General features: G+C 50.4%; 15 protein-coding genes and 1 pseudogene. 1 reads left to right on the top strand and 15 read right to left on the bottom strand.

Translation table 11 applies throughout. The annotated features are described in order from the left end of the window. Positions 1-32: 32 nt before the first annotated feature. A complete protein-coding gene (locus tag BCS37_RS05340) occupies positions 33-989 on the top strand; it encodes a D-2-hydroxyacid dehydrogenase (RefSeq protein ID WP_069180498.1) in 957 nt (318 codons plus the stop codon). A 9-nt stretch (positions 990-998) separates the two neighbouring features. Here BCS37_RS05340 and BCS37_RS05335 read toward each other — a convergent pair whose 3' ends face one another. From BCS37_RS05335 to BCS37_RS05270, 15 genes and pseudogenes are all read right to left on the bottom strand, one after another. Then, positions 999-1,535 (bottom strand): HD domain-containing protein, encoded by a 537-nt coding sequence (locus BCS37_RS05335; RefSeq protein WP_069180497.1) that lies wholly within the window; start codon positions 1,533-1,535, stop codon positions 999-1,001. Further along, positions 1,532-2,710 (bottom strand): ATP phosphoribosyltransferase regulatory subunit, encoded by a 1,179-nt coding sequence (hisZ, locus tag BCS37_RS05330; protein WP_069180496.1) that lies wholly within the window; start codon positions 2,708-2,710, stop codon positions 1,532-1,534. Before hisZ ends, BCS37_RS05335 begins: the two co-directional genes overlap by 4 nt. Beyond that, positions 2,700-3,026, bottom strand: a complete 327-nt coding sequence (locus tag BCS37_RS05325) for a YerC/YecD family TrpR-related protein (RefSeq protein ID WP_069180495.1) — start codon at positions 3,024-3,026, stop codon at positions 2,700-2,702. Before BCS37_RS05325 ends, hisZ begins: the two co-directional genes overlap by 11 nt. Positions 3,027-3,126: 100 nt before the next feature. Further along, a complete protein-coding gene (locus BCS37_RS05320; RefSeq protein ID WP_069180494.1) occupies positions 3,127-4,062 on the bottom strand; it encodes an HlyD family secretion protein in 936 nt (311 codons plus the stop codon). A gap of 56 nt (positions 4,063-4,118) precedes the next feature. Continuing rightward, on the bottom strand, positions 4,119-6,740 hold the full coding sequence (gene alaS, locus BCS37_RS05315; protein WP_069181551.1) for an alanine--tRNA ligase: 2,622 nt from the start codon (positions 6,738-6,740) through the stop codon (positions 4,119-4,121). A gap of 41 nt (positions 6,741-6,781) precedes the next feature. Next, positions 6,782-6,928: pseudogene (locus tag BCS37_RS12365) on the bottom strand (secretion protein HlyD); the annotation flags it as partial. Positions 6,929-7,038: 110 nt separating this feature from the next. Next, entirely contained in the window at positions 7,039-9,630 is a 2,592-nt protein-coding gene (locus BCS37_RS05310) for a DNA translocase FtsK (protein ID WP_069180493.1), read from the bottom strand. A gap of 76 nt (positions 9,631-9,706) precedes the next feature. Then, entirely contained in the window at positions 9,707-10,984 is a 1,278-nt protein-coding gene (locus tag BCS37_RS05305) for an amidohydrolase (protein WP_069180492.1), read from the bottom strand. 11 nt (positions 10,985-10,995) lie between these two features. Beyond that, the gene (locus tag BCS37_RS05300; protein WP_069180491.1) at positions 10,996-12,237 is read right to left on the bottom strand and encodes an adenosylhomocysteinase; all 1,242 of its coding nucleotides are present in this window, start codon (positions 12,235-12,237) and stop codon (positions 10,996-10,998) included. Positions 12,238-12,251: 14 nt separating this feature from the next. Then, positions 12,252-12,821: a cob(I)yrinic acid a,c-diamide adenosyltransferase gene (locus tag BCS37_RS05295; RefSeq protein WP_069180490.1), complete on the bottom strand. Its 570-nt coding sequence runs from the start codon at positions 12,819-12,821 to the stop codon at positions 12,252-12,254. Then, positions 12,821-14,890 carry a polyribonucleotide nucleotidyltransferase gene (locus tag BCS37_RS05290; RefSeq protein WP_069180489.1) on the bottom strand — a complete coding sequence of 690 codons (2,070 nt, stop codon included), beginning with the start codon at positions 14,888-14,890 and terminating at the stop codon, positions 12,821-12,823. Before BCS37_RS05290 ends, BCS37_RS05295 begins: the two co-directional genes overlap by 1 nt. A 127-nt stretch (positions 14,891-15,017) precedes the next feature. Next, positions 15,018-15,284 (bottom strand): 30S ribosomal protein S15, encoded by a 267-nt coding sequence (gene rpsO / locus BCS37_RS05285; RefSeq protein WP_069180488.1) that lies wholly within the window; start codon positions 15,282-15,284, stop codon positions 15,018-15,020. A gap of 86 nt (positions 15,285-15,370) precedes the next feature. Then, positions 15,371-16,330, bottom strand: coding sequence for a bifunctional riboflavin kinase/FAD synthetase (locus tag BCS37_RS05280; RefSeq protein WP_069180487.1), 960 nt, complete (start codon positions 16,328-16,330; stop codon positions 15,371-15,373). A 40-nt stretch (positions 16,331-16,370) separates the two neighbouring features. After that, positions 16,371-17,282, bottom strand: a complete 912-nt coding sequence (gene murB / locus BCS37_RS05275; protein WP_069180486.1) for a UDP-N-acetylmuramate dehydrogenase — start codon at positions 17,280-17,282, stop codon at positions 16,371-16,373. Next, complete coding sequence (locus BCS37_RS05270; protein WP_069180485.1) at positions 17,279-17,776, bottom strand: tRNA (cytidine(34)-2'-O)-methyltransferase; 498 nt, start codon at positions 17,774-17,776, stop codon at positions 17,279-17,281. The genes murB and BCS37_RS05270 overlap by 4 nt, the downstream gene beginning before the upstream one ends. Positions 17,777-17,803: the final 27 nt, after the last annotated feature.

Below are 17,803 nucleotides of genomic sequence, written 5' to 3'. Positions count from 1 at the left end.
AATCCATCCATACGTACGAAAAGGAGTCGCAGATGACACTTCAAATACTATCATTTGTGCGATTAAGCGACAAACAAATGGAGCTGATCCATCAGAGCTATCCGGATTGCACGCTCAGATGCATACGTCCAAAAGACTTGAAAGACGATCTCTCGGATGTCGATATCCTACTGGGATATGATGCGCAGATGGAGATGGAGAAGTATCTCCCCCAAATGCCGCATCTAAAATGGATTCACACATACAGTGCGGGTGTTGAAAAACTACTCTCGCATGAGGTTTTCTGCCAGTCTGATATATTGCTGACAAATTCACGCGGAATTCACGGCATCCCCATGGCGGAACACGTTCTCGGAACAATGCTCGCGTCCAGCCGCTGTCTCATCGAGGCATGGGAAAATCAAAAGGCACATGTTTGGAAACGGCTGACCGATCCCGATGAGCTATTTGGTAAGACTGCCGCCATCATCGGCTTGGGAAGCATTGGCAGAGAGGTTGCAAAACACCTCAAAAACATGGGAATGCGGATCGTTGCCGTAAAGCAAAAGGAGTCCACAGAACCATTCGTGGATCAGCTGTTCACCATTGATTATCTGTCCGATGCTCTGTCCTGCGCAGATTATGTGATCGTTACGCTCCCGCTGACACCTCAGACAAAAAAATTGTTTAACACACATACCTTTCATATGATGAAAGGAAATGCCTTTTTCATCAATGTCTCCCGCGGTGACGTTGTAGAGGAGGACGATTTGGTGGAGGCACTCAGATCGAAATGCATACGGGGTGCTTCTCTGGATGTCTTTGCCACCGAGCCGCTTCCTGAGGATTCCCCGCTGTGGGGTGTTCCGAATCTATTCATTACACCGCATTACTCTGCAATCTCGCCGATGTATCTGGATCGCTCGCTCAAGATCTTTCGCAACAACTTACAGATCTTCCCGCAGCGAATTGGGATGCTCAACGTAGTAGACAAGCAGCGCGGTTACTGAGCCATTGCTTCAATTCTGTGCATCCGCCAGCTTTAATATGGACAGCACCGGAGAATCCTCCGGTGCTGCTTTTTTTTGATGCTGCTCAACAATTGCTGCCTCACGGATATCTCCGATCTCACGCAGTGCCGCTGCTCCGATATAGGGATGGGCAATATGGACATAGAGTGCCATCCCTATACGTCCACACAAATCGCGGGAATCCTTGTGCCGTAGGAAATAAGGGGCTGCAAAAGGAAAAAAACGATCTGCAAGAACGGCAAATACCTTGCCCCAGATATCCGCCGTCCCTTTGATACGACCGATATCGTGAAGCAATGCGCATCGTATCAGCAGGATATACGAATCTGATTCTGAATATCCTTGCTGAAGATAGATTCTTTTTGCCGTAAGAGCGACACGAAAGGCATGGTACTGGTCCGCTTCGTGCATTGCGTAGAATAATTTTTGCTCTGCTGCACTCAAATAGGATTTGATGAACGTATGTCCTTCCGCATCCAAGCGACCGAACAATGCCCGCAGGAACTGCCGTACACGCTGTTTCATTCAAAATACTCAAGCTGCTCACATCCGCGCTCCACACGCGAAGATTCCGCTTTCTCATAGGACTGCGAGCGAAGACCAAGCTCTACGGTATTGCCTGCATGACGCAATTCAGATGCCCTCTGAATCGCGCTGCCGATGGCTGATTCCCCATACCCAATATAGAAATTCTTGGATGGAGACGGTACACGCCCCCCCTGACGTTCAAGCGTCAATAAAAGCCGCTCGATCCCGAGTGCAAATCCCGTTGCCGGCATGGGATGCCCATACTCCGTCAAAAGGCGGTCGTATCGTCCGCCTCCGCAGAGAGGGAATCCCAACCCGGGTGCGTATCCCTCAAAAACCATCCCCGTATAATAGTTGAAATCCCGAATGATGCCCAAATCAAAACGGACATAGTCCGAGAATCCGTAGGATTTCAAAATTCGATAGATCTCTTCCAAATTGTCAATGGCAGAGTGACTTTGCTCACTGCGCGGGAAGTCATAAAGTTTTTGCAGGAGATCCTCTTTCCCGTTCAGAAGAGGAAGCTGCTTGATCGCCAGCTTATCCTGTTCAGAGAGCGGCAATGCATCAACGATTCGATCCATGAGCACAATATCATGACATTCGATTGCAGACTTCAGTGCCTTTCTTTGCACATCCTCAATCTCAAAATAGGACAAGACAGCATCGAGAAAGGCAATCTGCCCCATATGAATCTGAAAGTCCTTGATTCCGGACTTCAAAATTGCTTCGATTGCAAGCGCGATAATTTCTGCATCCGAAGCAGGACTGTCACTCCCCATCACTTCGACTCCTGCCTGATGAAATTCGCACTGTCGCCCCATCTGGGTCTGCTCCATACGAAACACATTGCCAATATAGGATAACTTCAACGGTCTTGGATCATCCTTCAGACGGCTGCTGACAAGGCGTGCAATCGGTGTCGTCATTTCGTTGCGAAGCGCAAGAAGCTTATTTTTGTTGCCAAGCAACATGAAAAGAGAGTTCTCATCCTGCATTCGTGGAGCAAGTGTTTCCAAGTGTTCGATCGTCGGTGTCACAACCTCATGATATCCCCAGCATAGGAACAAAGAGGACAACATATTCTCCATATGGCGCATTGCCGCTGCATCTGCAGGAAGAAGATCGCGCGTGCCATATGGTGTCTCTAAAATCAATTGTTCAGAATTCATCGCTCTTCTCCTTATGAATATCCGTCGTAGAAATGCCTTTTTCCAGCACGAGGGTGTACCCATCCGCACCGTAGTTCAGACAGCGTTTGACACGGCTGATGGTCGCAGTGCTGGCACCGGTATGTGCAACGATATCGTCGTAAGTGTTTCCCTCGTGCAGCATGCGTGCAACGTCCAGACGCTGTGCCATGGCACGAAGCTCTCCTATCGTACAGATGTCTTCAAAGAATTGATAGCATTCCTCCATTGTATCCAATGAAAGGATTGCACGACACAGCTGATCGGTCAGATCATCTCTCAATTTTTCATTTACCATATGCAGATTCCTCTCATGAGTGCCCCATCTTGCCTTGCTTGCTATTCGTTCACAGTATAGCACAGAATAAGATGCCCGAAAAGTTCAGTCGCATGCTCTTTCAAGGCAGAAAATGGAGTGTAATGTTTTCCTCATGCCCTGTGATTCGATCATGCGGCACAGATATGCGAACATTTTTTTTGTCTTCAGGCTCCGTGTCAGAATCTGTAATTTCTTCAACGGTAGCCTCAGCAGGCAGACCGCTCAGTTCATATCGGACAATCTGCCCCGGATAGACCCTATTCATATCCTCTACAGAAATCTCGGCTTCAATCCAGCAGTTCTCCACAAGATCGAGTGTGAGAATCGAAGCTCCACTGTCGATAAGGTCACCTTTTTTTACGTGGATCTTCGAGACCACACCTTCTCGCACAGCAAAGAGCCCTGTTGTCCCCGCATGATCGCGCGCTTTTGCTAGGGTCTCCTCCGCCTTTTTCAGCTGCTCCTCTGCTGCCTTGAGCGCTGCGGCATTTGGTACGGCCATTTGTCCACTTCCCATCGTCAGCGCGTTCTTTTCCTGCTCATATGCAGCAGCCGCCTCATTTCTTTTGGCTGCACTGACTGCCCCCATCTCATAGAGTTCGTTCATACGCTCCATACGCATTCGTGCGGCATCCAGCCCTTCGGAGGATGCGGGGGGATTCTGAGATACCGCAGCTGCGCCGTATCGAATCTGTTCGACATTCCTTTGTGCAAGCTCGACATTCTTTTGCAAGCGTGCGAGTTCTTCATCCGAAAAGACACTCTGTACCGTGACAAGGAGCATCCCCGCGGTTACATGGTCACCCTCCGCAATATGAAGCTCTTGAACGATGGACGTATTCGCCGCCTGCAAATCACTTTGTTCATAGACGAGGCGCGCATTGGACAGCATGAACTCATTCGATCCGCCCCGTTGATGCAGCAGGATAAACGACGCACAGAAGACGATCAGCAGCAGACCGATAAGGAATAGGTACACTCTCTTTTTCAGCAGCTCGGTGATGTCATTTTCCATGAAAACCCTTCTAAAAAATATGGCTGTCAACCAGTGACAGCCATAGACCAATTTCTTTATTCGGCTGAGACCTGCTGACGGATCACAGCAATCGCCTCTTCAAATGCCTGCGGGAGTTTTTCGGGATTCTTGCCACCCGCCTGTGCCATATCGGGACGTCCGCCGCCCCCGCCGCCGACCGCTTTTGCAGCCGCCTTAATGATGTTGCCCGCATGAGCCCCAAGTTTTACAGCATCCTTATCCGCCTTGACGACAAGGCTGACCTTATCGTCAATAATAGCTCCAAGGACGACAATGCCTGTCTCAAGTTTCTCACACGTCAAATCTGCAATGTTACGGAGTTCATCCATCGCGTCCACATTGGCTTTTCCAAGGACTACATGGAAGTTCCCAATCTCTTGAACCCCCATAAGCAGCTTCTGTGCATCTGCCTTATCACGGAACTCAGCAAAACTGCGCAACTGTTCCTGCATGCTCTTTCGCTCACTCATAAACTTATCAACCTGAGCACAAAGCTCCTCTGGTCTCGCCTTCAGTTTATGCGAAAGTTCCTGAACAGTCCTTGCCATCTCTGCCGCATATGCACATGCGGCACGACCGGTAATCGCCTCGATGCGGCGCACACCCGCCGCAACCCCCGACTCACTGACAATCTTGAACAGACCAAGCTGTCCTGTATTCGCCACATGGGAACCGCCGCAAAGCTCAATGCTGAAGTCCGGCACACGAACCACACGAACGATATCGCCGTACTTCTCTCCAAAGAGTGCCATAGCACCCAGTGCCTTCGCCTCATCAATCGGCATCATAGAGATATGAAGATCAGTTGACCGCAGAATTTCCTCGTTGACCAGCTCCTCAACATCGCGCAGCTGCTGCTCGCTCACAGGCTCAAAATTCGTGAAATCAAAACGCAGTCGTTCCGGTGTGACAAGAGAGCCCGCCTGCTGAACATGATCACCGACAACGCGCCGAAGTGCTGCCTGCAGGAGATGTGTCGCTGTATGGTTTCGCGCAGATGAGAGTTTTTTCTTCGTATCAAGTCCGATCTTTACGGTGTCACCACACTGTATCTGCCCTTCTTCGACATAGGCAAGATGATAGACCGTTCCATCAGGGAGTCTCTTTGTATTGCTGACCGAAAGATACCCCAAATCACTGCGAAGGACACCTTCATCGCCAACCTGTCCGCCGCCTTCTGCATGAAACGATGTCGTGCTCAGGATAATACCGGCACTCTCACCATCGTGCAGCGAATCAACAAGTTCACCCTCACGCCAGATCGCAACAACCACAGCACTCGTGGCCGTGGCATCCTCCGTGAGGCTTCCGGTATCAATGCCCGAAAGATCCGGAACAGCAACCGCCTGATTTTCTCCGCGTGCACTGCGTGCCCGTGTACGCTGCTTCTCCATCTCACAGTGAAACCCCTCATCATCCAAGGTGATTCCATGTTCGTGAAGAATCTCCTCGGTGAGTTCCCGTGGGAATCCATAGGTATCGTAGAGCTTGAAACCAACCTCACCGTGCAGAACCGTCTCATGCGCATCCTTCAGACGGGCGACCTCTTCATTCAAAAGCTCAATCCCCTGCGCCAGCGTAGAGGCAAACCGATCCTCTTCCACGCGAATTACGCGTTTGATATAATCCTGTTTCGCAAGAAGTTCGCTGAAATCCTTTGCATCACGGAAAATCTCAATGACGGCATCTACAGTGCCGTCAAGGAATGGCTTTGTGATCCCAAGCATACGTCCATGGCGAATCGCACGGCGGAGCGTACGGCGCAGAACGTAGCCGCGGCCCTCGTTCGACGGCAGAATTCCATCCATAATCATAATAGCAACAGAGCGCGCATGATCTGCAATGACTTTGAGCGAAATATCCTTTTTCGGATCTGCTCCATAGGGCACGTCTGCAATTTTAGACGTATATTCGATGATCGGATAGAGGAGATCCGTCTCAAAGTTCGTTCTCTTGTTCTGAACGACCGAGGCAAGCCGCTCTAAGCCACAGCCCGTATCAATGTTCTTGTGAGCAAGGAGGTTGTACTCCCCCGCCTCTGTACGATCATACTGCGTAAACACGAGATTCCAGATCTCGAGGAAGCGGTCACAGTCACAGCCGACCCCACAGGTTGGTTCACCGCAGCCACGCTCCTCACCGAGGTCAATATAGATCTCAGAATCCGGTCCGCAGGGACCGGAACCGATCTCCCAGAAATTGTCCTCCAACGCGACGATATGTTCCGGCAGCACATCCGTCTCTGAGAGCCAGATGGAGCGTGCCTCATCATCCTCTGGATAGATGGAAACCCAGAGTTTATCTTTTGGAAGTTCAATAACCTCTGTCAGGAATTCCCACGCCCACGGAATCGCCTCCTTCTTGAAGTAATCACCGAAGGAGAAGTTTCCAAGCATCTCAAAAAACGTCTGATGACGTGCGGTACGTCCGACATTCTCGATATCTCCTGTACGAACAGAACGCTGGCAGGTGGTAATACGAGGACGTGGAGGTTTCACCTTACCAGTAAAAAAAGGCTTCAGGGGTGCCATACCGGCCCCAATCAAAAGAAGTGTAGGATCGTTTTCCGGCACAAGGGAGTAACTAGGCAAACGAAGGTGGCCCTTTTTTTCTGCGAAAAACTGCAAATACGCTTCTCGCAGTTCATTTCCGGTCATGTACTTCAACGTAATCGCCCTCCTAAAATCATGTTCATCAAGGGAAGCACTGATAAATTCAGCCGCGCCATCTTAGCGCATCTTTTTTGCCCGCACTGTGTCGACAAATCCTCCACATAGCCCTGCTATGCGTCCGGTTTGTCTCCTTGTTCGGACGAAAAAATCTACACCAATCTGACGGACTTCATTTTATCAGCGATTCCCAAGAACTTGAGTGTGCGTAAGTATAGCATAAAATCAAGAAAAAATATAGAAACCTCGGCATCAGAAACCAGTATACATGATACGCTGCCCCACATCACATGAGACTTTTTACCAGTTCTTTTGCCTGTTCCGATGTCATAAGGATTTCCCGCGGCTTATTGCCGCCGGCACTTGGGCCGATGATCCGCAGTTCCTCCATTGTATCGACCAGACGTGCTGCCCTCGTATAGCCAACACCAAGCCTGCGCTGAATATTGGATGAAGATGCTTGACCCGTGGACATGACGAGTTCTACCGCATTGGGAAGAAGTTCATCATACCGTACAGAAACCTCGTCTGCGTCTGCACGTTCGTCTTCTGCCGCCTCACTCTCCATAAAGTCGATCAGTTCCTCATTCTCACTGATCTCCTGTCCCTGTGCACGGATGAAGTCCAGCAGCATTTCAACCTCTTCATCGCTGATAAATGCTCCCTGCACGCGAATCGGTTTAGGTGCACCCTGCGGAGAAAAAAGCATATCGCCTTTCCCAAGAAGAGTCTCTGCTCCGCCGCGATCCAGGATCGTACGCGAATCCACCTGCGACGAAACTGCAAACGAAATGCGTGACGGAAGATTCGCCTTGATAATTCCTGTAATGACATTGACCGATGGACGCTGCGTTGCAAGGATCATGTGAATGCCCGCTGCACGTGCTTTTTGCAGGATACGACAGATGGCATCCTCCACATCTTTCGGTGAAACCATCATCAGATCCGCCAGCTCATCGATGACAATGACGATGAGCGGGAGCTTTTCCTCCGGATACCGGCGGTTGAAAGACTTGATGTCACGAACACCGTGATTTGCGAAGATCGAATAGCGTTTTTCCATCTCCTGTACTGCCCAATTCAGGACAGAGGACGCTTTTTTCGGATCGGTCACAACGGGAACCATGAGATGTGGAATCCCGTTGTAATTCGAGAGTTCCACCATCTTCGGATCGATCAGAATGAACTTTACTTCATCGGGGGTTGCCTTAAACAGGATGCTCGAAATCAAGGTGTTGATGCAGACGGATTTCCCCGAGCCTGTTGCACCTGCAACCAGGAGATGCGGCATTTTTCCGATATCCGCAAAAATAGCTTGGCCGCTGATGTCCATGCCAAGACCAACGGTAAGTTTAGACGATGCCTCCTGAAACTTCGGATTCTCCAGAACCTCGCGGAGCTGAACGCTTTCCAGTGTGCGATTTGGGATCTCAATGCCGATGGCCGCCTTTCCCGGAACCGGCTCAATACGAACCGAGGAGGTCGCAAGCTGCAGTGCAATGTCCTCGGCAAGATTCGTGATCTTGCTCACCTTCACCCCGGGTGCAGGTTCAAGGTCGTATCGCGTTACTGCAGGGCCATGACAAAAACTGACAACCTTTGCATTCACATGAAAGCTCTCAAGTGTATGCTGTAAAACATGTGCATTTTCCTTGATTTCCTGTGCCAGCGTATCGTTCTCTTTCTTGATATGTTTGGAAAGAATATGTGTGACTTTGGGAAGCTCATAGGGACGCTCACCAGTCTCATCAGCGATGACAGCACTCGGAGGTGCGGGAGACGGGGAAATTGATGGAACAATCACGCCTTCCGAAGAGATGGCGGAAACATCCGTATACTCCGCAGCCTCGTCGGTATGCTCTTCCTCCAATGACACGCTCTCATCCATGCTGATGGGAGACGATGCCACAGGCATAACAGGATCGTCATCTTGTGTTTCTATTTCGTGTTCATAGTCAAAGAGAATCGGCGTCAGAGCCTCCTGCTCTTCTTCTATAGGAATCGGCTCTGCTGCCGAAACAGGAGCATCATGTACCTGTACGGGCTCTGCTTCATGCACCTCATTTTCTTCAGAGGGAACGGATTGTGCTTCCGATTCAAGCGGTGGTGTTTCCACGTTCTCTTCCATAGCCGGATGGTCAGGTTCTTTGTGTTCCTCCACAAACATGGGATCGTTTGCCTGATTATACGGAACGGCAGACAAGGTATCATGGACAATCGCCGATGTTTTCGTTTCGATTTTCTCTGCCGCCACGCTCACCTTTTCGCGTGTCGTTTGGAGGGCTGCTCCCGCTGCATTTGCCCCTTTTTTTGCCTGTTCTTTTGTTTTCATATAGCCGGAGGCAAGCGACCATGTCGTAGCCAAAAGAACCGATCCGACAATGATGGTGCTCAGCAAAATAATTGCACCATCTACACCAAAGCAGGTGCGAAGCAGGAAGAGAAGCCCACCGCCGATCAATCCCCCGCCATCTGCGAGATTCTGCGGGAGTATCTCCTCGTCAACAGGAACAACAGCGTGATGCCATACGGCAAGAAGTGAAACGAACAAGCCGATGACACCAAAGAATTTTTTTGTATAGAGCAGCCCACGATGATGTATGATGTATTGCAGGCTTATGAGGGCGATGATCAAAAGAGCGAGTGGCGCGCCCCAACCAAAGAGATAGCGAAAGAAGTCCGCGAAAAAGAAGCCGACAAAACCAACATTCAGTCCGAGAATCCCAACCCCTGAAATCAGAGCAAACGCAAGAAGGATAAGACCAATGAGTTCATACTTCCGTCCTGATCCGTTCGGCGCCGTACTCTTCCGTTTGGCGGAAACAGACCGCGACGTTCGTCGGCCAGAACTTTTCTTGCCCAACAACAATCCCTCCATATCACATTATGCCCCCGCCCTAAGAGGGCGGAGGCATAGCAAATGAAATCACCTTTGTCTACGGTACATCAGTATACTATTTTGTCAGGCGATCTGCAACTTTTTGTGCTTCAAACAGGATGTGTTCTTCATCCAAGGTCGTGAGTGCACCATTCTCCATGAGGAGCTTTCCATCCACCATCACCGTGTCAACGGATGAGGATTTCGCAGCGTACGCAAGGAGTGACACGGGATTGTAGCACGGCGTCCATGCCGCCCCGTGCATGGAGAAGAGTACGATATCCGCCTTATCCCCCGCCTGCAGACGACCAACATCGTGGAGGGAAAGTGCCTGTGCACCGTACTCCGTCCCCATCTTGACCGCAGTGAGCGCAGGAACGGCAAGCGGATCAAGCGTATGCACCTTGTGCATCAGAGCTGCTAACTGTACTTCGTCCAGCATATCCAGATTATTGTTGCTCGATGCCCCATCTGTACCGAGTGCGACACAGATGCCCTCTTCCAACAAACGAGGTACGGGGGCTGTTCCGCTGGCGAGCTTCATATTGCTGCCGGGATTATGTGCAACACGAATCCGGTACTTCTTGATGATATCGATATCCTCATCATCCAGATGCACACAGTGCGCCGCAAGCGTTCCATTCTCAAACAGACCTGTCGAAGCAACATGGGCAAACGGCCGCTTGCCATATTCCTTCAGGCAGTTCTCAATCTCACCCACGGTCTCCGACATATGGATATGAACCTCAGCACCAAGAGCCTGTGCCTTAGCAGCAATCTTTTTCAGATAGTCCGGCGGACAGGTATAGAGAGCATGGGGGCCAAACATAACGGTAATGCGCCCCTGTGCCGCTCCATGATAGTTCTCATAGAGTGCGGCATTCTCCTCCAGCTTCTTGTCACTGTCAGGCGCAACACCGATAAGACCACGCGAGAGCACACCGCGCAGACCTGAGACCTCAACGACCTCGGCAACGCGCTCCATATCCGGCCCGTACATATCGGCAAACGCCGTCGTACCGCTGCGGATCATTTCGACCGCCGCAAGCATTGCACCCCAGTAGATATCATCCGAACGCAGCTTTGCTTCGATCGGCCAAATCATCTGCTCCAGCCAATCCATCAGCTTCATATCGTCCGCATAGCTGCGCAGGAGCGTCATGGACGCGTGTGTATGCGCGTTGACAAATCCGGGAATTGCAAAATGCTGCGTCCCATCAACAACCTTATCCGCTTGGAAATCCTCCGGAACGTCTCCCACGGCCGCAATCCGATCATCGGTAACGGCAATGTTGGCAATCGGAGTTGTTCCGTCAGGCAAAAGGACAGTGGCATTTTTGATCAGCGTATTCAATACAGTCTCTCCTATGCCAGCCCGAGGTATTCTTTTTGATCCGCGCTGAGTTCATCAATGGCGACACCAAGAGAATTCAACTTGATATTTGCAATCTCAACGTTGATCTCATCCGGCATAAGGTGTACGCCCTTCTTCATCTCTTTTCCATGTCGAACAAGGTGAAGTGCTGAGAAGAATTGCACACCAAACGAGAGATCCATAATCTCTGCGGGATGTCCATCCCCTGCCGCGAGGTTGACAAGACGGCCTTCTGCAAGGAGATAGAGACGGCGCCCATCCGGCTGGACGAATTCCCTGATATTCTCGCGCACGACTTTATTGGATGTCGAGCCCTCAGTCAACTCTGGAATGTTGATCTCAACATCGAAGTGTCCGGAGTTCGCCATCATAGCGCCGTCCTTCATCACATCGAAGTGACGTTTGCAGAGAATATCCTTATTGCCCGTAAGTGTCAGGAAAATATCGCCTACCTTTGCCGCCTCGTCCATCGGCATGACATAGAAGCCATCAAAAACGGCTTCAATTGCCTTGATCGGATCTACTTCCGTAATGATGACATTGGCACCTAGCCCGCGTGCACGCATCGCACCGCCCTTGCCGCACCAACCGTAGCCAGCGATGACAACCGTCTTGCCGGCAATAACGAGGTTCGTCGTGCGCATGATGCCGTCCCATGTGGACTGACCTGTTCCATAGCGATTGTCAAAGAGATACTTGCAGTATGCGTCATTTGCCGCAATCATCGGGAACTCAAGCTTGCCTTGACGCTCCAACGCCTTTAGGCGATGCACACCCGTCGTCGTCTCCTCCGAGCCGCCAATGAGTCCGGAAAGAAGATCACGCCGCGTTGTATGGAGCATATCGACCAGATCGCCGCCGTCATCAATGACAATATCCGGTTTGATGTCGAGTGCCTTGTTGAGGAACACTGCGTATTCTTCCTCGGTGCATCCATGCCATGCAAAGACATGAATGCCCTCCTCGACAAGCGCAGCCGCGACATCATCCTGTGTGGACAGCGGATTGCTCCCTGTGACGGCAACTTCTGCGCCGGCGTGCTTGAAGATCGTCGCCATGTAGGCCGTCTTTGCCTCAAGGTGCAGAGTAATGACCATCTTGATGCCGGCGAACGGCTTTGTGACCGAATACTCCTTGTCGGCTGCTGCCATCACCGGCATAAAACGCTTCACCCAATCAATCTTTGCGTGACCGGACGGTGCCAGCGCAATATCCCGAATCATTGATTCCATATAAATTCTCTCCTTCAGTTTTCAATTCCCTTACGCGCAGGAACGTCCTGTTCGTAATAATGCCGTATCTCCCGCATTTCGGTGATGAGATCTGCACGATCCATCAACCATTGTGGGGCATTTCGCCCCGTACAAACAAGCTCTGTCTCAGCAGGCAGGACTTGCAGAAGCTGCTCCATCTGCTCCCGCTGCAAGAGCTCAAAAGACAGAGCAATATTAACCTCATCCAAGATGACGACATCTGCCTCATGCCTGGCAATGACATCCATCACTCGATGGAAACCGGCGGTAAGCAAGGCAACGTAATCGGCGGGCGGATGCCCTTTTGGAAAGATGACGACATCATCGCCAAGCTGTTCCCGCGCTTTTTCATCCATCATCCCCTCTTCTGCAATAAAGAAGGGTTTTCCGCTGGTTTCGAGTGTCATATTGGGCAGTTCACACAAGAGGCCCTGCTCGCTATACGCAAGACTCTTCATAAACTGCATCATGAAGACACGTCGCCCTGCCCCGAGAGCACGTATGGCAAGACCAATTGCCGCTGTTGTCTTTCCCTTACCGTTTCCGGTGTAGACCTGAATCATCAGAGAAGAGCCTTGTGGCTGACGTTGATACGCCCCTTCTCGTCAATCTCAATGACCTTGACCTCAAGCTGGTCGCCGATCTTCACCACATCCTCGACACTTTCCACGCGGTGTTTTGCGAGCTGTGAGATGTGGCAAAGCCCTTCCTTGCCGGGCAGAAGTTCAACGAAGGCACCGAACTTCAGGAAACGTGTAACACGCCCCGTATAGACCTCTCCCACCTCGACCTCGCGCACAATATCTTCGATCATCTTGCGGGCGCGATCCATCGCATCCATATTCGGAGATGTGATGAAAATATTTCCATCCTCGTGAATATCGACATCCACACCGGTTTCATCAATGATCTTACGGACAACCTTGCCGCCCGTTCCAATGACATCGCGAATCTTATCAATGTCAATGGTAATGACTTCCACACGCGGTGCATAGGGTGAGAGCTCTGCTGCCGGCTTGTCAATGCAGGCAAGCATCTTCTCAAGGATGAACGCGCGTCCCTGCTTTGCCTGAGCCAAAGCGGATGCGAGAATATCTCGCGTGATTCCGGCAATCTTGATGTCCATCTGAATTGCCGTAATCCCCTTGGTCGTTCCGGCGACCTTGAAGTCCATATCGCCGAGTGCATCCTCCATCCCCTGAATATCCGTCAGGATGGAGTAGTCATCACCATCGCGCACAAGTCCCATCGCAACGCCGGACACAGGCCGCTTGATTGGAACACCGGCACACATAAGCGACAGCGTGCTCCCGCAGACACTCCCCATCGAGCTCGAGCCGTTCGATTCGAGGATCTCCGAGACGAGGCGGATCGTATAGGGGAAGTCCTCAATCGATGGAATCATCGGAAAGAGAGCACGCTCCGCGAGTGCTCCGTGCCCAATCTCACGCCGTCCAGGGCTGCGCATCGGACGTGCCTCACCAACGCTGTACCCTGGGAAGTTATAGTGATGCAGATAGTGCTTCGTTGTCTCAGGGCCCAGACCGTCAATGATCTGCTCATCTCCAATGGAGCCAAGTGTCGTGACGGTAAGCACCTGCGTCTGTCCTCTGGTGAAGAGCCCCGAGCCGTGCGTACGCGGCAGGATGCCAACCTCGCAGCTGACAGGGCGCACCTCGTCCAGCGCACGTCCGTCCGGACGGATCTTCTCGTGCGTAATCATATGACGGACAATGCCCTTTTCGATCTTGTAGAGGATCTGCGAGATTTCCTTTGCCGCTTCCGGATACTCCTCAATGAAATGCTCGACCGTCTCCGCCTTAATCGCTGCGATATCAGCATCACGCATGAGCTTGTCACTGTTCCGCGTAGCAGTGTCGAGACGATCCTCCGCATATGCACGTACCTTAGACTCCAGTTCCTCCGATACCGTATAGATGGCGGGCGTCTGTTTTTCCTTGCCACAAGCACTTTGAATCGTTTGCTGAAACTCAACAAGACGACGAATTTCGGCATGACCAAAGAGAATTGCATCCAACACAACTTCTTCGGAAAGTTCATTAGCGCCCGCTTCTACCATCATCACAGCATCATAAGAACCAGCTACAGTGAGATTCAGCTCAGAAACAGCACGCTGCTGTTCCGTAGGATTGATAACGAACGCGCCATCGACATAGCCAACACGAACGCCCGCAATCGGTCCCATAAAAGGAATATCGGATACAGTGAGTGCACACGAGGCACCAAGCATCGCAGCGATTTCCGGAGGATTATCCTGTTCAACACACAAGACCGTCGCCACAATTTGAACGTCATTCCGAAAGCCATCGGGAAATAGAGGGCGAATAGGACGGTCGATCAGACGTGCGCAAAGGACTGCATCACTGCTCGGACGTCCTTCTCTCTTGATAAAGCCTCCAGGGATCTTCCCAGCAGCATACATTTTTTCTTCGTAGTCCACCGTGAGAGGAAAGAAATCAACGCCCTCCCGCGGCGCACTCGAGGCAGTCGCCGTCACAAGGACAACGGTATCACCATAGCGAACCAATACGGCTCCGTTTGCCTGCTTTGCCATCTTTCCATGCTCTACGATAAGCTTGCGCCCACCTAGTTCAGTTTCGAAACATTGCATAATATCCTCCTAGGTATCTCTATTCGTTCCATATGACAAAAGCATTCGACAAAATATCTTGGAATCCTTGTCCCCCATAGCAAAAAGGCGGGGAATCCCCCGCTCTTTTCTCTCCGTATCGGAAATATTACTTACGCAGATTGAGCTTCGTGATGATCGAGCGATAACGCTCAATATCTGTCTGATACAGATAGCTCAGAAGGCGACGACGATGACCAACCATCTTCAGAAGCCCACGGCGTGAGTGATGATCTTTCTTATGTTCTTTCAGATGTTCCGTCAAATACTGAATACGCGCCGTAAGAACGGCAATCTGCACCTCAGGCGACCCTGTGTCTCCCTCATGTACCGCGTATTCCTTGATGATCTCCTGCTTCTTTTCCTGTGTGAGCATATTGAATCCTCCTAATAAAAGTTCCACCACTGACTAAGAAAGCGTCGGATTACTCGCAATCTGAGTCATGGTTCTGTTGGCGCTCATCATATTACCATAGAAATATTTTCTTGTAAATGAAAACTTTCCTCAAGCAATCGTACAGATGTTTTCTTATCTTCATCAATTTGGGCAATCAATGCATCAACAGAAGGAAATTTCTGCTCATCCCGTATTCTCGCATAAAATGTAACCACAATTTCTGCGTCATACAGATTTCCGGAAAAATCTAAAATGTGAACCTCCAACCGTCGGTCACATCCATCAAAGGTCGGATTATTCCCTATATTTGCCACCGCATGATAGAAACGATTCTGATGTAGAACCGTTACTGCATAAACACCATTCGGCAGACGTTCGTAATCCTCATGCAGGGATATGTTTGCAGTTGGGAATCCAAGTTTATGCCCTCGCGCCTGCCCATGTATCACTGTGCCGATTATCGTAAATGGGTACCCCAGATACTCCCTGACACGTTTCAAATCCCCCTTCGCTATCAGCGCGCGGATCCGTGTGCTGCTCACAGGAGCACCCTCACGCATGACTGAGGAACATACCATGAGTTGAAAAGCATAGTGCTCGGCCTGTTCGTTCAGGAGTTTTGGCGACCCCCTGCCTCCTCGTCCAAATGTGTAATTTTCCCCCACAACAATATACTTGGGTGCAAAATATTGACGTAGCAAACGAACGAAATCGTCAGCCGTTGTTTCGGCAAAAGCAACAGTAAACGGAACTTCTACCAAGGCATCTACACCGAGATTTTTTAGGATGCGGAGTCGTATTGCCTCGCTGCCAATACGATGCGGCGTACATTCCGGCGCAATAACAGAGCGAGGATGATTTGAAAATGAAAAAACAAGCGCAGTTCCATTGATTTCCTGCGCTTTCATGACGGCAGTTCGAATGATCTCCTGATGACCAATATGCAGACCATCAAACATACCGAGTGCAATGACAATATTGTGATATTTTGACGAGAAATCAGTAAGCTGCGTATATTTTTCCATGTAGAAGAAAGATACTCCTCAGTAGTCTTTGTGATTTTACTCAGGCTTCACCGATGATGCGCAGTTCCGGAAAAAGTTGTACTGCATGCTTTGCATAGACTCGCTTCTGCACGATCGAGATCAGCTGCTGTACATCATTTGCTGTAGCATTCCCGATGTTGATCACAAATCCTGCATGTTTTTGCGAGACTTGTGCTCCGCCGACGGTAAGCCCTTTTAATCCCGTTTGGTCGATCAGTGTCCCGGCAAAATATCCGGATGGACGCTTGAACGTACTTCCTGCACTTGGATAAGCAAGAGGCTGTTTGCTTTCACGGCGATGATTCAAATCCGCCATACGCTCCAAGATCAACGCACTGTCCTCTTCATGCAGATGCAGCCGTGTCTCACAAATGGCCTCGGCAGAGTTTTGAAAAATGCTGTGACGATAGCTGAAATCAAGTTCCTCCATAGAGTATTCACGGACAGCGCCACTGAGGGAAACGGTTTTTACCGAAACGACAACAGACTTCATCTCATCATCGTAGGCACCGGCATTCATAAAAATTGCCCCACCTATGCTCCCTGGAATACCACAGGCAAATTCGAAACCAGAAAGTCCACTTTTTTGTGCGAAAGCAGCAACATCCCGCAGCAGAGCCCCCGCTCCAACAATGAGATCTGTGTCCTCGCGCGAAATGAACGCCATTTTTTTACTAAATTGTATCACCAGCCCGCGAATACCACCATCGCGAATCAAAATATTGGAGCCATTCCCAAGGAATGTAATCTGTTCGTCATACTCCCTTGCTATACAGATAATCTTCTGCACTTCTTCTATATTCTTAGGATAGAAGAGCAAATCGGCCGCTCCACCAATCCGAAACGTCGTATGAAAACGCATGGGGGCATCTGCAAAAAGGCGTACAGTATCGAATTCTTTGTAACAGGCACGCACAAAATCCTTATTCATCTACAATCCGATCCCCCATGGCATCCCGTTCCGCTAAGACATAAATCGGCAAAATAGTTCTGACGCAGCGCTTCATATGCAACAACAGCAACAGCATTGGACAGATTCAAAGAGCGCGCCCCTTCGTGCATCGGAATACGAATGGTATGTGCCTCATTAGCAGCCAGCAGGGGCTCCGGTAATCCCGCCGTCTCCTTGCCAAAGACAAGAACGTCATCGGGTGTATAAGAAATATCAGAGTAGAGATGCGCTGCCTTGGTCGTACAGAAGTAGAATGGATGCCCCTCATACTGCTTTTGCACATCGGAAAAAGAATCATGATAATGCACATTGACGAGATGCCAGTAGTCCAGCCCCGCCCGCTTCAAATGTCTGTCGTCTGTTGAAAATCCGAGCGGCCGCACGAGATGAAGCGCCATCCCTGTCCCGGCACAAAGGCGTGCAATATTCCCCGTATTTCCGGGAATCTCCGGCTCGACAAGGACAATATGCATCTGATATGAGCCCCCACTCTCCCAAAA

Origin of the sequence: Selenomonas sp. oral taxon 920, assembly GCF_001717585.1 — a bacterium.
Lineage (GTDB): Bacteria > Bacillota > Negativicutes > Selenomonadales > Selenomonadaceae > Centipeda.
The sequence above is the reverse complement of the archived record's forward strand: the minus strand, read 5'-3'. Positions and strand labels throughout refer to the sequence as shown.

Bases quoted from the DNA above. Each gene is read 5' to 3' on its own strand.
- alaS (WP_069181551.1), bottom strand. From the start codon at position 6,740: ATGACCGGAAATGAACTGCGAGAAGCGTATTTGCAGTTTTTCGCAGAA.
- BCS37_RS05320 (WP_069180494.1), bottom strand. From the start codon at position 4,062: ATGGAAAATGACATCACCGAGCTGCTGAAAAAGAGAGTGTACCTATTC.
- murB (WP_069180486.1), bottom strand. From the start codon at position 17,282: ATGAATAAGGATTTTGTGCGTGCCTGTTACAAAGAATTCGATACTGTA.
- hisZ (WP_069180496.1), bottom strand. From the start codon at position 2,710: ATGAATTCTGAACAATTGATTTTAGAGACACCATATGGCACGCGCGAT.
- BCS37_RS05325 (WP_069180495.1), bottom strand. From the start codon at position 3,026: ATGGTAAATGAAAAATTGAGAGATGATCTGACCGATCAGCTGTGTCGT.
- BCS37_RS05300 (WP_069180491.1), bottom strand. From the start codon at position 12,237: ATGGAATCAATGATTCGGGATATTGCGCTGGCACCGTCCGGTCACGCA.
- BCS37_RS05335 (WP_069180497.1), bottom strand. From the start codon at position 1,535: ATGAAACAGCGTGTACGGCAGTTCCTGCGGGCATTGTTCGGTCGCTTG.
- BCS37_RS05340 (WP_069180498.1), top strand. From the start codon at position 33: ATGACACTTCAAATACTATCATTTGTGCGATTAAGCGACAAACAAATG.
- rpsO (WP_069180488.1), bottom strand. From the start codon at position 15,284: ATGCTCACACAGGAAAAGAAGCAGGAGATCATCAAGGAATACGCGGTA.
- BCS37_RS05280 (WP_069180487.1), bottom strand. From the start codon at position 16,330: ATGGAAAAATATACGCAGCTTACTGATTTCTCGTCAAAATATCACAAT.
- BCS37_RS05310 (WP_069180493.1), bottom strand. From the start codon at position 9,630: ATGGAGGGATTGTTGTTGGGCAAGAAAAGTTCTGGCCGACGAACGTCG.
- BCS37_RS05290 (WP_069180489.1), bottom strand. From the start codon at position 14,890: ATGCAATGTTTCGAAACTGAACTAGGTGGGCGCAAGCTTATCGTAGAG.
- BCS37_RS05295 (WP_069180490.1), bottom strand. From the start codon at position 12,821: ATGATTCAGGTCTACACCGGAAACGGTAAGGGAAAGACAACAGCGGCA.
- BCS37_RS05270 (WP_069180485.1), bottom strand. From the start codon at position 17,776: ATGCATATTGTCCTTGTCGAGCCGGAGATTCCCGGAAATACGGGGAAT.